General features: G+C 70.6%; 24 protein-coding genes. 22 read left to right on the top strand and 2 right to left on the bottom strand.

Annotated features, from left to right (window positions below; all coding sequences use genetic code 11):
• The first annotated feature begins 1 nt into the window (after nucleotide 1).
• From rplN to map, 12 genes are all read left to right on the top strand, one after another.
• A complete protein-coding gene (rplN, locus tag ABG090_RS10950) occupies nucleotides 2-370 on the top strand; it encodes a 50S ribosomal protein L14 (RefSeq protein ID WP_347754515.1) in 369 nt (122 codons plus the stop codon).
• Between the two features lie 3 nt (nucleotides 371-373).
• Entirely contained in the window at nucleotides 374-745 is a 372-nt protein-coding gene (rplX, locus tag ABG090_RS10945) for a 50S ribosomal protein L24 (RefSeq protein WP_347754514.1), read from the top strand.
• On the top strand, nucleotides 738-1,313 hold the full coding sequence (gene rplE / locus ABG090_RS10940) for a 50S ribosomal protein L5 (protein WP_347754513.1): 576 nt from the start codon (nucleotides 738-740) through the stop codon (nucleotides 1,311-1,313). The genes rplX and rplE overlap by 8 nt, the downstream gene beginning before the upstream one ends.
• 83 nt (nucleotides 1,314-1,396) lie before the next feature.
• Nucleotides 1,397-1,795: a 30S ribosomal protein S8 gene (gene rpsH, locus ABG090_RS10935; protein WP_347754512.1), complete on the top strand. Its 399-nt coding sequence runs from the start codon at nucleotides 1,397-1,399 to the stop codon at nucleotides 1,793-1,795.
• Nucleotides 1,796-1,801: 6 nt separating this feature from the next.
• Nucleotides 1,802-2,338: a 50S ribosomal protein L6 gene (gene rplF, locus ABG090_RS10930; protein WP_347754511.1), complete on the top strand. Its 537-nt coding sequence runs from the start codon at nucleotides 1,802-1,804 to the stop codon at nucleotides 2,336-2,338.
• On the top strand, nucleotides 2,338-2,709 hold the full coding sequence (gene rplR / locus ABG090_RS10925) for a 50S ribosomal protein L18 (protein WP_347754510.1): 372 nt from the start codon (nucleotides 2,338-2,340) through the stop codon (nucleotides 2,707-2,709). The genes rplF and rplR overlap by 1 nt, the downstream gene beginning before the upstream one ends.
• Nucleotides 2,706-3,431: a 30S ribosomal protein S5 gene (gene rpsE / locus ABG090_RS10920; protein WP_347754509.1), complete on the top strand. Its 726-nt coding sequence runs from the start codon at nucleotides 2,706-2,708 to the stop codon at nucleotides 3,429-3,431. Before rplR ends, rpsE begins: the two co-directional genes overlap by 4 nt.
• Nucleotides 3,428-3,616, top strand: a complete 189-nt coding sequence (gene rpmD, locus ABG090_RS10915; protein ID WP_347754508.1) for a 50S ribosomal protein L30 — start codon at nucleotides 3,428-3,430, stop codon at nucleotides 3,614-3,616. Before rpsE ends, rpmD begins: the two co-directional genes overlap by 4 nt.
• Nucleotides 3,609-4,073, top strand: a complete 465-nt coding sequence (rplO, locus tag ABG090_RS10910; RefSeq protein ID WP_347754507.1) for a 50S ribosomal protein L15 — start codon at nucleotides 3,609-3,611, stop codon at nucleotides 4,071-4,073. Before rpmD ends, rplO begins: the two co-directional genes overlap by 8 nt.
• Nucleotides 4,074-4,134: 61 nt before the next feature.
• Nucleotides 4,135-5,466, top strand: a complete 1,332-nt coding sequence (secY, locus tag ABG090_RS10905) for a preprotein translocase subunit SecY (protein ID WP_347754506.1) — start codon at nucleotides 4,135-4,137, stop codon at nucleotides 5,464-5,466.
• Nucleotides 5,467-6,048, top strand: coding sequence for an adenylate kinase (locus ABG090_RS10900; RefSeq protein WP_347754505.1), 582 nt, complete (start codon nucleotides 5,467-5,469; stop codon nucleotides 6,046-6,048).
• The gene (gene map / locus ABG090_RS10895) at nucleotides 6,045-6,878 is read left to right on the top strand and encodes a type I methionyl aminopeptidase (protein WP_347757596.1); all 834 of its coding nucleotides are present in this window, start codon (nucleotides 6,045-6,047) and stop codon (nucleotides 6,876-6,878) included. The genes ABG090_RS10900 and map overlap by 4 nt, the downstream gene beginning before the upstream one ends.
• A gap of 15 nt (nucleotides 6,879-6,893) precedes the next feature.
• Here the strand turns inward: map and ABG090_RS10890 are convergent, their stop codons facing one another.
• Nucleotides 6,894-7,313 (bottom strand): ImmA/IrrE family metallo-endopeptidase, encoded by a 420-nt coding sequence (locus ABG090_RS10890; RefSeq protein ID WP_347754504.1) that lies wholly within the window; start codon nucleotides 7,311-7,313, stop codon nucleotides 6,894-6,896.
• Nucleotides 7,258-7,638, bottom strand: a complete 381-nt coding sequence (locus tag ABG090_RS10885; RefSeq protein WP_347754503.1) for a helix-turn-helix transcriptional regulator — start codon at nucleotides 7,636-7,638, stop codon at nucleotides 7,258-7,260. Before ABG090_RS10885 ends, ABG090_RS10890 begins: the two co-directional genes overlap by 56 nt.
• A 222-nt stretch (nucleotides 7,639-7,860) precedes the next feature.
• Here ABG090_RS10885 and ABG090_RS10880 point away from each other — a divergent pair, with 222 nt between their 5' ends.
• The 10 genes from ABG090_RS10880 (at nucleotide 7,861) to ABG090_RS10835 (ending at nucleotide 13,755) form a co-directional block, all read left to right on the top strand.
• Nucleotides 7,861-8,112 carry a helix-turn-helix transcriptional regulator gene (locus ABG090_RS10880; RefSeq protein ID WP_347754502.1) on the top strand — a complete coding sequence of 84 codons (252 nt, stop codon included), beginning with the start codon at nucleotides 7,861-7,863 and terminating at the stop codon, nucleotides 8,110-8,112.
• Between the two features lie 70 nt (nucleotides 8,113-8,182).
• Complete coding sequence (locus tag ABG090_RS10875; protein ID WP_347754501.1) at nucleotides 8,183-8,461, top strand: uberolysin/carnocyclin family circular bacteriocin; 279 nt, start codon at nucleotides 8,183-8,185, stop codon at nucleotides 8,459-8,461.
• A gap of 1 nt (nucleotide 8,462) precedes the next feature.
• Nucleotides 8,463-9,053, top strand: coding sequence for a hypothetical protein (locus tag ABG090_RS10870; protein ID WP_347754500.1), 591 nt, complete (start codon nucleotides 8,463-8,465; stop codon nucleotides 9,051-9,053).
• A 20-nt stretch (nucleotides 9,054-9,073) separates the two neighbouring features.
• Entirely contained in the window at nucleotides 9,074-9,613 is a 540-nt protein-coding gene (locus ABG090_RS10865) for a hypothetical protein (RefSeq protein ID WP_347754499.1), read from the top strand.
• Nucleotides 9,610-10,011, top strand: a complete 402-nt coding sequence (locus ABG090_RS10860) for a hypothetical protein (RefSeq protein ID WP_347754498.1) — start codon at nucleotides 9,610-9,612, stop codon at nucleotides 10,009-10,011. Before ABG090_RS10865 ends, ABG090_RS10860 begins: the two co-directional genes overlap by 4 nt.
• Before the next feature lie 74 nt (nucleotides 10,012-10,085).
• Nucleotides 10,086-11,141, top strand: a complete 1,056-nt coding sequence (locus ABG090_RS10855) for a hypothetical protein (protein WP_347754497.1) — start codon at nucleotides 10,086-10,088, stop codon at nucleotides 11,139-11,141.
• Nucleotides 11,141-11,752, top strand: a complete 612-nt coding sequence (locus ABG090_RS10850; RefSeq protein WP_347754496.1) for an ATP-binding cassette domain-containing protein — start codon at nucleotides 11,141-11,143, stop codon at nucleotides 11,750-11,752. The genes ABG090_RS10855 and ABG090_RS10850 overlap by 1 nt, the downstream gene beginning before the upstream one ends.
• Nucleotides 11,749-12,657, top strand: coding sequence for an ABC transporter ATP-binding protein (locus tag ABG090_RS10845; RefSeq protein ID WP_347754495.1), 909 nt, complete (start codon nucleotides 11,749-11,751; stop codon nucleotides 12,655-12,657). Before ABG090_RS10850 ends, ABG090_RS10845 begins: the two co-directional genes overlap by 4 nt.
• Nucleotides 12,654-13,424: a hypothetical protein gene (locus ABG090_RS10840; RefSeq protein ID WP_347754494.1), complete on the top strand. Its 771-nt coding sequence runs from the start codon at nucleotides 12,654-12,656 to the stop codon at nucleotides 13,422-13,424. Before ABG090_RS10845 ends, ABG090_RS10840 begins: the two co-directional genes overlap by 4 nt.
• A 76-nt stretch (nucleotides 13,425-13,500) precedes the next feature.
• Complete coding sequence (locus tag ABG090_RS10835; protein WP_347754493.1) at nucleotides 13,501-13,755, top strand: HPr family phosphocarrier protein; 255 nt, start codon at nucleotides 13,501-13,503, stop codon at nucleotides 13,753-13,755.
• Nucleotides 13,756-13,767: the final 12 nt, after the last annotated feature.

The following is a 13,767-nucleotide window of genomic DNA, read 5'->3' as shown; positions in this document are numbered from 1 at the left end:
AATGATTCAGCAGGAATCTCGCATCAAGGTTGCCGACAACACCGGCGCCAAGGAGCTCCTGACCATTCGCGTGCTCGGCGGCTCCGGCCGTCGCTACGCCGGCCTCGGTGACACCATCGTGGCCACGGTCAAGGATGCCATCCCCGGCGGCAACGTCAAGAAGGGCGACGTGGTCAAGGCCGTCGTCGTCCGCACCGTGAAGTCGACGCGTCGCACCGATGGCTCGTACATCAAGTTCGACGAGAACGCAGCCGTCATCCTGAAGACGGATGGCGACCCCCGCGGCACTCGCATCTTCGGACCCGTCGGTCGCGAGCTCCGCGACAAGCGCTTCATGAAGATCGTGTCGCTCGCACCGGAGGTGATCTGACCCATGGCCAGCATCAAGAAGGGCGACCTCGTGCAGGTCATCGCCGGAGCGCGCGAGGCGCGCGGCGGTGACCGTGGCAAGACCGGTCGCGTCCTCGAGGTCCTCATCGAGCAGGACCGAGTGATCGTCGAGGGCATCAACCTCGTCACCAAGCACATCAAGGTCGGCCAGACCAACCGCGGCACCCGCACGGGTGGCATCGAGACCCACGAGGCCCCGATCCACGTGTCGAACGTCGCGCTCGTCGACCCCGAGACGAAGAAGCCGACGCGCGTCCGCGCCGAGGTCAAGAACGTCGAGAAGAACGGCGTCTCGATCCCGCAGAAGGTCCGCGTCGCGACGAAGTCGGGCAAGGAGATCAAGAGCAATGACTGACACCGCTGTGCGCCTGCCCAGGCTCAAGCAGCAGTACCGCGAGACGATCGTGAAGCAGCTCCAGGAGGAGTTCGGCTTCACCAACGTCATGCAGGTGCCTGGCTTGACCAAGATCGTCGTCAACACGGGCGTCGGCGAGGCCGCGCGCGACTCGAAGGTGATCGATGGGGCCATCCGCGACCTCACGCAGATCACCGGCCAGAAGCCGAAGGTCACCGCCGCCAAGAAGTCGATCGCGCAGTTCAAGCTGCGTGACGGCATGCCGATCGGCGCCCACGTCACGCTGCGTGGCGACCGCATGTGGGAGTTCCTCGACCGTCTGCTGACGCTCGCGCTCCCGCGCATCCGCGACTTCCGCGGGCTCAGCCCGCAGCAGTTCGACGGCAATGGCAACTACACGTTCGGCCTCGCGGAGCAGTCCGTGTTCCACGAGATCGACCAGGACAAGATCGACCGCGTCCGCGGCTTCGACATCACCGTCGTCACGACGGCGAAGTCGGATGACGAGGGTCGCGCGCTGCTGAAGGCGCTCGGCTTCCCGTTCAAGAGCGAGTCGAACGAGTCCTGACCCCATCGGCGCCGTCGGCGCCGAGCTGACTTCAAGGTCGCTGTCCGTGGAACGGGCAGCGAAACCAGAATGGAGAAACACCCATGACGATGACCGACCCGGTCGCCGACATGCTGACGCGTCTGCGCAACGCCAACACGGCGATGCACGACGAGGTCACGCTGCCGTCGTCGAACCTGAAGGCCAACATCGCTGAGATCCTCGAGCGTGAAGGCTTCATCTCGAGCTGGAAGGTCGAGGACGCACGCGTCGGCAAGTCGCTGACGCTGAGCCTCAAGTACGGCCCGAACCGCGAGCGCGCGCTCGCCGGCCTGAAGCGGGTCTCCAAGCCCGGTCTGCGCGTCTACGCGCGATCGACGGAGATCCCCCAGGTGCACGGCGGCCTCGGCGTTGCCATCCTGTCCACGAGCTCCGGGCTCCTCACCGACCGTGAGGCCGAGCAGAAGGGCGTGGGCGGGGAAGTCCTCGCTTACGTGTGGTGATCTGACATGTCACGAATCGGACGTCTCCCCATCGACATCCCCTCGGGAGTCGACATCTCGGTGAACGACGACGTCGTCACCGTCAAGGGCCCCAAGGGCGAGCTCACGACCCGCATCGCATCGCCGATCGAGGTCGAGATCGCCGACGGCCAGGTGCAGGTCACCCGGCCCGATGACGAGCGCGAGTCGCGTTCGCTCCACGGCCTCACCCGCACCCTGATCGCCAACGACATCGTCGGCGTGACCGAGGGCTACTCGAAGTCGCTCGAGGTCGTCGGCACCGGCTACCGCGTGCAGGCGAAGGGCACGGGCCTCGAGTTCGCGCTCGGCTACTCGCACCCGATCAACATCGAGCCGCCCGCTGGCATCTCGTTCACGGTCGAGGGCAACAACAAGGTCACCGTCACCGGCATCTCGAAGCAGGCTGTCGGCGAAGTGGCCGCGAATCTCCGCAAGCTGCGCAAGCCCGAGCCCTACAAGGGCAAGGGTGTGCGCTACGCAGGCGAGCAGATCCGCCGCAAGGCTGGAAAGGCTGGTAAGTGATGGGCATCGGTACCCGAGGCAAGAGCAAGTCGGCTGCCCGCGGCCGTCGTCACGCACGCCTCCGCAAGAAGGTCGTCGGCACCGCTCTGGTGCCGCGCATGGTCGTCACCCGCTCGGCACGCCACGTCTTCGTGCAGATCGTCGACGACTCGCAGGGCATCACCGTCGCATCGGCGTCGACCATGGAGGCTGACCTCCGTGCGCTCGACGGCGACAAGACGGCCAAGGCCACGCGCGTCGGCGAGCTGATCGCAGAGCGCGCGAAGGCAGCAGGCGTCGAGTCGGTCGTCTTCGACCGCGGCGGCAACCGCTACGCCGGTCGCGTCGCCGCGATCGCCGACGGCGCACGAGAGGCAGGGCTGGGACTGTGAGCGAAGAGAACAAGGACACGCAGGTGACGGACACCACGCAGCAGGCTGCTGCAGGCGCTCCCGCGGCCGAGGCCGGCCAGTCGGCCGACCACCGCGACGAGCCCCGCGAGCAGCGTCGCGGCAGCCGCGACCGCGGCACGCGCAACGAGCGCGGTCGACGCGACGACCGCACGGAGAACCAGTTCCTCGAGCGCGTCGTGACGATCAACCGCGTCTCGAAGGTCGTCAAGGGCGGTCGCCGCTTCAGCTTCACGGCCCTCGTGGTCGTGGGTGACGGCGATGGCATGGTCGGCGTTGGCTACGGCAAGGCCCGTGAGGTCCCGACGGCCATCTCGAAGGGCGTCGAGGAGGCGAAGAAGAACTTCTTCCGCGTCCCCCGCATCGCCAAGACGATCCCGCACCCGGTGCAGGGCGAGGCCGCAGCCGGCGTCGTGCTCCTGCGCCCCGCTGCCGCCGGTACCGGCGTCATCGCGGGTGGTCCGGTGCGTGCCGTGCTCGAGTGCGCTGGCATCCACGACGTGCTGAGCAAGTCGCTCGGCTCGTCCAACTCCATCAACATCGTCCACGCGACGGTGGAGGCGCTGCGCATGCTCGAAGAGCCGCGCGCCGTCGCCGCCCGTCGTGGTCTCGACGTGGACCGTGTCGTGCCGGAGCGCCTGCTCCGTGCCGAGGCGGAGCACACGAAGCACGAGGCCGAGATCGCGAAGGCGGCATCCAAGTGAGCAAGCTGAAGATCACGCAGACGAAGTCCGTGATCAGCGAGAAGCAGAACCAGCGCGACACGCTGCGGTCGCTGGGACTCAAGCGCATCGGCCAGACGGTCGAGCGCGAGGACAACCAGCAGAACCGCGGCTACGTCAACACGGTTCGGCACCTCGTCAAGGTCGAGGAGATCCAGAATGACTGACAAGAACGAGTCGACCGACCTCCCGTCGCTCAAGGTGCACCACCTCCGGCCCGCGCCGGGCGCGAAGACCGCCCGCACGCGCGTCGGTCGCGGTGAGGCATCGAAGGGCAAGACGGCCGGTCGAGGCACGAAGGGCTCGAAGGCCCGCTACCAGGTCCGCCCCGGTTTCGAGGGTGGACAGCTCACGAGCGTCATGCGCACGCCCAAGCTGCGCGGGTTCAAGAACCCGTTCCGCACCGAGTACCAGGTCGTCAACGTCGGGCAGCTGCAGTCGCTGTTCCCGAACGGCGGCGAGGTCACCGTCGCGGAGCTGGTCGCCAAGGGCGCGGTTCGCAAGAACCAGCTCGTCAAGGTGCTCGCCGGCGGCGAGCTCACGGTCGCGCTCACGGTCGCCGTCGACAAGGTGTCGGCCGCTGCTGAGCAGAAGATCGTGGCCGCAGGCGGTTCGGTCAAGTAAGTAGGCTGAGGGGCGGTCCGTTCGCGGACCGCCCCGATTGCCATTCTCTGGAAGGCTGCACGTGTTCAGTGCCATCGCACGAATCTTCAAGACGCGAGACCTGCGTCGGAAGATCATCTTCACGCTCGCCATCGTGACGCTGTTCCGGTTCGGGTCGTTCATCCCCGCACCGTTCGTCGACTACGGCAACGTGCAGGAGTGCATCGCAGCGAACCAGACGGCGACCGGGCTGTACCAGCTGGTCAACCTGTTCTCCGGCGGTGCGCTGCTGCAGCTGAGCATCTTCGCGCTGGGCATCATGCCTTACATCACCGCGTCGATCATCACGCAGCTGCTGCGCGTGGTCATCCCGCACTTCGAGACCCTCCACAAGGAGGGGCAGCAGGGCCAGGCGAAGCTGACGCAGTACACGCGCTACATGACGATCGCGCTGGCCGTGCTGCAGTCGACGACGCTCATCACCGTCGCGCGCCAGGGCGCGCTGTTCTCGCAGACCGGTGGCCCGGCGCTGCCGCAGTGCCAGAACCTGCTGACGAACGACTCGTGGTGGTCGATCACGCTCATGATCTTCACCATGACCGCGGGCACCGGCCTCATCATGTGGTTCGGCGAGCTCATCACCGAGCGCGGCATCGGCAACGGCATGTCGCTGCTCATCTTCACGTCGATCGCGGCGACCTTCCCGACCGCGCTCGGCCAGATCTTCCAGACGCAGGGCGTCAGCACCTTCATCATGGTGCTGGTCGTCGGCCTGTTCATCATGGCCGCGGTCGTGTTCGTCGAGCAGTCGCAGCGCCGCATCCCCGTGCAGTACGCCAAGCGCATGGTCGGCAGGCGCATGTACGGCGGCCAGTCGACGTACATCCCCATCAAGGTCAACATGGCCGGCGTGATCCCGGTGATCTTCGCGTCGTCGCTGCTCTACCTGCCGATGCTCATCGCGCAGTTCCTGACGCCGCAGGACGGCTCCGCTCCGCCCGAGTGGGTGCTGTGGGTGCAGGCCAACCTCACGTCCGGCGACGCACCGCTGTACATGCTGGTGTTCTTCTTCCTCACGGTCGGCTTCACCTACTTCTACGTCGCGATCACCTTCAACCCCGAAGAGGTCGCGGACAACATGAAGAAGTACGGCGGCTTCATCCCGGGCATCCGAGCCGGTCGCCCGACAGCGGAGTACCTCGACTACGTGCTCACGCGCATCACCCTCCCCGGCTCGCTGTACCTCGGCATCGTCGCGCTCATCCCGCTGATCGCCCTGTCGACGGTGGGGGCGAACCAGAACTTCCCGTTCGGCGGCGCCTCGATCCTGATCATCGTGGGCGTCGGCCTCGAGACCGTCCGGCAGATCGACGCGCAGCTGCAGCAGCGCCACTACGAAGGGCTCATCCGCTAGATGTCGAACCTCCTGATCGTGGGCCCGCCCGGCGCGGGCAAAGGAACGCAAGCAGCCAGGATCGCCGAGACGCTGGGTGTGCCCGCCGTCTCCACGGGTGACATCTTCCGGCAGAACATCAAGGACCAGACCGAGCTCGGCCAGCGCGTGTCGGCGATCCTCGACGCCGGGGAGTACGTGCCCGACTCGTTGACGAACGAGCTCATCGACGATCGGCTCGCGCAGCCCGACGCCGAGGGCGGCTACCTCCTCGACGGCTACCCGCGCACGGCCGGCCAGGTCGGGTTCCTCGACGGCGTCAACCTGCGCCGCGGCGAGCAGATCGATGCCGTCATCCGCCTGGTCGCCGACAGCGACGAGGTCGTGCGGCGCCTGATGGTGCGCGCGCAGGAGCAGGGCAGGAGCGACGACACCGAGTCGGTCGTCCGTCGCCGCCTCGACGTCTACGAGCGCGAGACCGCGCCGCTGATCGCGATCTTCGGCGAGCGCGGCCTGGTCCTCGAGGTCGACGGCATCGGCTCCGTCGAAGAGGTCACCGAGCGCATCCTCGTCGGCCTCGCCGAGCGGGGCATCTCCGCCTGATGCGGCCTCGCGCGCTCTACAAGTCGCGGCGCGAGCTCGCGGCGATGCGCGAGCCCGGCAGGATCACCGCGCTGGCCCTCGCCGCCGTGCGCGACGCGATCCGCGTCGGCGCCACACCGCTCGACCTGGATCGCATCGCCGAGCGAGTGATCCGCGAGCACGGTGCGGTGCCGAACTTCCAGCTCGAGCCCGGCTACCAGCACACCCTCTGCGTCAGCATCAACGATGTCGTCGTGCACGGCGTCCCCGGCGGCGAGCCGATCGAGCCGGGCGACCTGGTGACGGTCGACTGCGGCGCGACGATCGGCGGCTTCCACGGCGACGCGGCGATCTCCGTCGTCGTGCCGGGCGGCGACCCGGCGACGACCGCCGAGCGGCAGCGGCTCAGCGATGTCACGCGGGGCGCGCTCTGGGACGGGATCGCGGCGCTTGCCTCGGCGAAGCAGCTCGGCGATGTCGGCGCAGCGGTCGAGGACCACGTCGAGGCGAACAGCGACTACGGCATCAGCGACGACTACATCGGCCACGGCATCGGGCGCGCCATGCACGAGGACCCGCCGGTGTTCAACTACCGCACCAGGGTCAAGGGGCCTGCGGTCAAGCCCGGGCTCTGCGTGGCGATCGAGCCGATCATCCATGCCGGCTCGACGGCGACGACGACCGACGCCGACGGATGGACCGTCCGCAGCGCGGACGGCAGTGACGCGTGCCAGTGGGAGCACTCGGTGGCGGTGCATGCGGACGGCATCTGGGTGCTGACGGCGCTCGACGGCGGCGCTGCCGGGCTCGCGCCCTACGGCATCGTCCCGACGCGGATCGCTGACCGCTGATCGAGCGCGGCTGACCTAGGCTGCCTGCAGGATCGGGCGGTGCGCGAGGTAGCTGCGCACGATGTCGACCGTCACGCCGAGCTCCTCGGCGAGCTCGTCCTCATCGCGCGCCCACGCGCTCGCCGAGCGCAGTGCGGCCGGGTCGACCAGCAGCAGTGCCGCGAAGCGCTCCGCCGCACGCTCGGCTGGTGCGGACTCACCCGAATCCATGCGCAGCGCGTGACCGAGCTCGTGCGCGAGCACCGAACGCTGCTCGACCGGCGTGAGCCCGGGAGCGAGCATGATCCGTGCGGCGGTGTGATCGTACGCGCCGAGCCAGCCGGTTGGCAGTGGAGCGATGCGCACGGCGACGCCGAGCTGGTCGCAGAGCAGCACGAGCTCATTCAGCGTGGGGCTGGTCCCTTCGAGGGCTGCCGCGCCGTGCTGCAAGTCCATCGATCGCCTGCTCCTTTGGCTCGTGCTCATCGATCGCGGTGACGGTAGCCGCACCCTCTGACACGCCGCCGGCGCGGACATGCGCGGCGAGGGTGGCGATCGCAGCATCCGCAGCGAGGTGGCGACGGTCCACGGGGACATTGGTGAGCAGCTCTGACATCACGGCGATCCACAGCTCGACCTCCGGGTCGTGCCGCTGGGCATCGGTGGCGAGGCCGAGTGCCGCGAACAGCCGTCGCAGGACGTCCTCCTGCGGCGCCCCAGCACCCCGCTCGATGTTGCTGACGGTGGTCCGGTCCACGGCAGCGAGCTGCGCGAGCGCCATCTGGCTCAGGCCGCGACGCTGGCGCGCGGGTCGCACGAGTGCGGCGTAGTGCGCGCGCTCCGCTGCGCTCGCACCGCGAAGGTGGATCGACATCGAAGGCCTCGTCTCTGCTCCGCGGCCTCGGAGTGCCGCCTGGTGAACAGATTATCCGCAGGGTGGCCGGGCATCGCGGCTGTTCTTCGACAATACTTCGACAATGCTCGGGGAGTACCTGTCGAACCTGTGGAGAAGTTCTTGGGTGTTCGTCGAAAACCTGGCATGGTTCGCCACATGAGTGCAGAATCTCGCATCGGCGCTTCCTTGGCGGCGTTGCGCGAGTATGCCGGGTTGACGCCGCAGGAGCTGGCCGACCTCGCTGGCACGCAGGTGGAGACCGTGATCGCGATCGAACGCGGCTCGCTCGAGCCGCCGGTCGCGCTGGTCGAGCGCCTCACTGCCGCGATCGCTCATCGACTCAGCGATGACGAGCCGTGAGGCTCCATCCCGCAGTCTCGTGCCGAACGGCTCGGGCGCCCGTGGAAGGGCGGAACAGAGGAGGAACAGTATGCACATCGAAACCAGAAGGGGGCGCGCTCTGGTCTGGAGCGCCTCGGCGGGCGTCAGCGCCCTCGGCCTCGCCATCGCAGGACTCTCACTCGCCTGGCTCGTGGGCAGCTTCGGCATCTCCACGGCTGCTGCCACACAGATCGTGACCGCGATCGAGATCGGCGGCGCAGCGATCGCGATCATCTCCGCGATCCTCGGCGCAGGGCTGGTCGGCGTCGTCGTGTCGACGGTCGTCTGGTACCTGAAGCGCAAGCTGCGCAAGCTGGCGATCGCCTGACATGCGCTCGGCTGACGTCGCCGCTGCGCGGGCGCCGCTGTGGCCTGCCGTGACGGCGTCGGTCGTGCTCGCCCTCGCCGGGTTCGCGGCGGTGATCGCGGTCAGCGCTGGCTCCGCGACCGAGCTGGCGACCGCCAATGCCGATGCTGTCGCAGCCGGGCAGATCGATCAGCGCGTGCTCGCCGGCGATCGCGACGCGCTCACGATCGCGGTGCGCAACCTGGGCGCGATCGCGCTGCTGGCCGGCGGTGCCGGCACCGGCGGCATGCTGACCGTGGTCGCGATGGCGGTGCTCGGCGTCGGCATCGGCTGGGGCGCGGCAGCGGTGGTGGCCGCGCTGGGCGTCGCGGAGACCATTGCGCGCATCAGCGCGTACATCGTCTTCGAAGCCGCGGGGGTCGCACTCGCGACGGTCGCCGGCCTGCTGCCAGCCGTGCACGCGCTGCTCTGCGCCGTGCGGGGGCGAGCGGGACCCATCCGGGAGTACACGCGTGCGCTCGGCACCAGTCTTGCGCTCGGCGCCATCGCCGCAGCGCTCATCGTCGTCGCGGCAGTCGTCGAGGCGATCGTCATCGGTGTGCACACCCCGTGACACCGAGGGAGGAGGAGACAATGACGGAGACGGTGCACGATGCCGGGCGCACGGAGCGCGCCGGTCGCACCACCTCGATCGGGGTCTGGCTGCTCGTGGTCGCAACGGCGATCGCGCTGCTGCTGCTCCGGCTGCCGCGATTCATCGCGGTCGCGGAGGAGTCGCTCGCGGCCGAGACCGCCGCGCTGGGCGACGACGCGCTCTCCGGCGCTGCGATCGCGGTCGGCGCTGCCGCCGCCATCGCGCTGCACGCGATCGGCATCATGCTGGTGGCGGCGGTCGCCACTGTGCTCGAGCGCTTCCTCGGGCCGCAAGCACTGGGCACCGCCCTGCGGCTCGGGGTCGGAGGGGCGGCGCTCGCGGTCATCGTGCTGGGCCAGCAGGTCGCGGCGACCGTCATGGGCGTGGCCACGGTGGCGCGGGGACCGCTGTGGATCTTCGCCGTGGTCGTCGCGCTGTCCACACCTGCGCTGTTCCCCTCCGCCCGCGCGCACGTGCGCGGCTACGCTCGGGCCGTCGTCGTCGCGGGTGCGATCGGGGGTGTGCTGTGCATCGGATGACCGGCTCGTTCGACACCCCGCTCGTCAGAGTGCGCGTGGCGCTCGCACCCGCTGGTGTGCGTCTGCTCGCGGTCCTGACGCTGATCGTCGGTGCGGCGACGATCGCCAGCATCGCGGCCTCGCCGCCGCAGGCCTCGCGCGCGACGATGACGACCGTGCTCGTGCTGGCGCTGAGCGCCCTGACCGTGCTGGTCGTGGTGCTGCCGCTCCTCGACGGCCGCTTCCGCCCGCTGCTCGTGGGAGCGCCGGCGCTCGGCCTCGGTCTCGTGGCCGCTGCCTCGATCGGGCTCGGAGCGGCCTGGCCGGCGGCACCGCTGGCCTGGGTCGTCGTCGTCATCGGGGCTGCCACGATGATCTACCACCTGCTCGGCCGCGGGCTGCGCGAGCCCGAGGCGTGATGCGAACAGCCGAGCGCCGAGACTGCGAGTCGGCCGGGCGAGCGCGCGACGCCGGTGCGTGGAGGATCGCCGCGGTGCTGCTCGAGGTGGCGCTGCCCGCCGGGCTCGAACCGACGACGCTCGCCAGGCTGCGGACGCCGGTCGCGATCGCGCTCGGGGTGAGCGCGCTCGGGGCGCTGCTCGCGCTGCTCGCCGCCGTCGATCTCGCCCGCCTCGTCGTCGGAGCCGACGCCGTGGCCGTCGTGCTGGCGCTCGCACTGCTGCTGCTGCCGGCGTCGAAGCTGATGCTCGGCGCGCCGAGCGGGCCTATGGGCGCGATCGTGCGCGCCGCGTCGCTGCTGCGGGCGATCGATCTCGGTCACGCGCTCGGGGACGCGTGGCGGCTGGCCGCACTGCTGGCACCGATCGGGCCAGCCGTGGTCGGTGGGTTCGCCTGCTCGGCGGTGCTCGTCGCGCGTGGGGCACTGCTCCCCGGCGTCGCGGTCGCGACCGCTGCCGCCTCGGGAGCCGTCGTCGCCTGGCTCGCGGTCGACCGCACCGCGCGCATGCTGGTCGCAGGTGCGACGGTGCGGGTCGCCCCGTCGCGACTGCTCGCGCAGGTGGCACTCGCCGTCGCCGCGGCGCTCGGCGCGGCCGCCGTTGCGCCGCTGCTCGCGCAGGAGACACGTGCCGTGCTCGGACCCGCAGCGATGGCGGCCGCGCTGGCGACTGCGGTGCATCTCGCAGCAGAGCTGCTGGCGCTGGATGCGCGCGGGCCGCTGCGGCTGGCGCAGAGCCTCGTCGGCTGCGGCGCCGATCCCCGGCGAATCGTCGGCGTCGCGCTGGCGGGCGCCGGGGGATGCGCGGCGCTCCTGGGCGCGGTGGCGGCGCTCGCGGTCGCGGCTCTGAGCGCTGCACCCCTGCTGGCCGCGCTCGCCGGCCTCGGCACGGCTTGCATCGTCGGGAGCGCGCTCGCGGTGCTCGTGACGCGGCCGCGCGCGGCGGATGTCGTTCCTCGCGTGCTGCTCATGGGGGCTGCGCTCGTGCCGGTCGGCCTCGCGCTCGCCGTCGGATCGTGGGTGGCGCTCGCGGTTGCGCTCGCCGTCGTGCTGTCGCTCAGCGGATGGATCACGATGGGCAGGCTGCGGTGATGCATCTGGCGGTCGCGGGCGTCGGGTCGCTCCACCGCGGCGGCCGGCCGGTGCCGCTGCCCGAGCTGACGGTCGACGGCCCGGGGATCGTGCTGGTGCGCGGGGCGAACGGCTCCGGGAAGAGCACGCTGCTCGAGCTGCTCGCCGGTGGCATCCGCCCGCTCCACGGCAGCGTGAGCGTCTGCGGCGTGCCCGCGCATTCGAGCGCTGCCCGTCGCCTGCGGCGAGTGAGCAGGACCGACATCGCGCTGCTGCCGCACGTCACCCTGCGACGGCACGCGATGCTGTTCGCGCACGCTGCCGGAGTCCAACCGGCTGCGGCGCTCGAGTCGCTCGTCGATGAGGGGCTCGGCCCCCGCATCGACGCGCGGGTCGCAACGCTGTCGACCGGAGAGGCGAGGCGCGCGTGGGTGCGGCTCACCACGCTCGGAGCGGCGCCCGTGCTGCTGCTGGACGAGCCCTTCCTCGGTCTCGATGCGGCGGCGGGCGAGACGCTGCAGGCGAGGCTGGAGCGTTGGGGGAGCAATCGGCTGGTGCTGCTGGTCGACCACGGCGACCGTCGACTGCGCGGGGTGGTGCGCGAGCTGCGGATGGGCCCGGGGGCAGCATGACGGCGAGCGCCACCCGACGCGGCGGCGACGGCATCGAGGTGCGCGACCTGCGCCTGCGCCTCGCCGGTCGCGTCGTGCTCGACGGAGTCTCCTTCACGGCACCGAGGGGGTGCGTGACCGGGTTCATCGGCGTGAATGGCGCCGGCAAGACCACCACGCTGCGTCGGCTCCTCGCGCTCGAGCACGGTGACGGCACCGCCTGGATCGACGGCCTCGACTACCGGCGGCTCGCCCATCCGCTGCGTACGCTCGGCTTCTGTCCCGACGCGCTCGGTGCGCGCGCAGGGAGCACCGGGAGCGCGCACCTGCGAGCGATCGCGCTGCAGGCGGGAGTCGGCGATGTCGACGGCCTGCTGGCCGAGGTCGGGTTGGCCGGGGTCACGGCTCCCATCCGCTCGTACTCGCTCGGCCAGCGCCGTCGGCTCGCGATCGCGGGAGCGCTGCTGGCGTCGCCGCCGATCCTGGTGCTCGACGAGCCCTTCGACGGGCTCGATCCCGAGGCTCGGCGCTGGCTGGGCGGACGGCTGCGTGCGCACGCGGATGCCGGCGGCGCGGTGCTGCTCTCGGCACACGCGCTCGACGAGATCGCGTCGCTGCTCGACCGGCTGGTCTGCCTGCATGGCGGCAGGGTGCGGTTCGAGGGCGACACGGATGCGTTCCTGCGCGCACGTGCTTCGTCGGTGACGATCGTGCGCTCGCTCGATCAGGCTCGGCTCGCCGCCGCGCTCCGGCGCGCGGGGGCGCGCGTGGCGGGGCGCGCTGCCGGCGCGATCGCGGTCCGCGATCTTGCACCCGAGCGGATCGCCCGCGTCGCCGCCGACATTGGCGTGCTCGTCACCGAGCTCTCGCCGAGGCGGGTCTCCCTCAGCCAGGCGTTCGCCGCCATGGTGGCGGAGGCGGCATGACCTCGCGCGCCTGGGCGGGCATGGCGGCCGCGATGCTGCGCCTGGCGCAGGATGTGCGACCCCGCTGGATCCTCCTCGGCTCGGCTGCAGCCTCGTTCGGTGGCGGGCTCGTGCATGGCGCGCTCGCCGCGCAGCTCGGCGGCATCGATGCGGCCGAGCTGCAGACGGCGGTGGTCTCCCGCGGTGCGACGACGCAGCTCGCGGTCGTGCTGCTCATGATCGTCGCCGTCGCCGGGCCCTATCGGGACGGATCCTGGCTCCATGCGGCGCTCGCGGAGCCGCTCCCGTCGCGCAGGCTGCTCGTGTCGGCCGTTCCCGCGCTCGCCGCCTCGTGCCTCCTCGCGCTCGTCTCGGCCGCCGCCGCCACTGCTGGCGCGGCCGTCACGCGCCCCATCGAACCCGCCGTCGTCGCGGTGTCCATCGGTCTGCACCTCGCGGTCACATCGCTCTGGGCGCTCTGGATGCTCGGCCTCGCGCATGCGGTTCGCTCGCCGCTGCTGACCCTCGCCGTCGGGGCGGGACTCCCGATCGTGGTCGAACCCACGCTCGCAGGGCTCCTGTCGCAGACCGACCTCGGGGAGCTCCGCTGGCTGCTGCCCGGCAACGCGCTGCGCGCCGTCGCCGAGCAGCCGGCGCTCGGCGGCGGCCTGCTGCAGCCTGTGCCGCCCGAGGCGCTGCCTGCAGCCGTCCTCGCGATCACGGCCTGCACCCTGGGCATCGGCACGAGCGCGTGGCTGCGGCTGCGTGGGGCGCAACCGCGACACTGAGATATGGCGACGTCCAGGCGCAGTGATAGCGTGACCAGATCACCGGGCCTCCCGGCCCCTGGACGAAGGAACCAGCATGGCCGAGCGCACCGTCACCGTCGAGTCCAGCCACGGACTGCATGCCCGGCCCGCTGCGCTCTTCGCGCAGGCCGCAGCGAAGGCGGCCAGTGCCGTCACGATCACCAAGGGCGACAAGCAGGTCAATGCGGCCAGCATCCTCTCGGTGATCTCTCTCGGTGTCAGCAAGGGCGACACCGTCACGATCACCACCGACGACGAGAGCGCACTGGACGAGCTCGAGCAGCTGCTCGCGACCGACCACGACGCCTGAGCCCCCACCTCG

This window comes from Agrococcus sp. ProA11 (assembly GCF_039880525.1).
GTDB classification, from domain to species: Bacteria; Actinomycetota; Actinomycetes; order Actinomycetales; family Microbacteriaceae; genus Agrococcus; species Agrococcus chionoecetis.
This window is presented reverse-complemented; position numbering and strand designations above follow the sequence as displayed.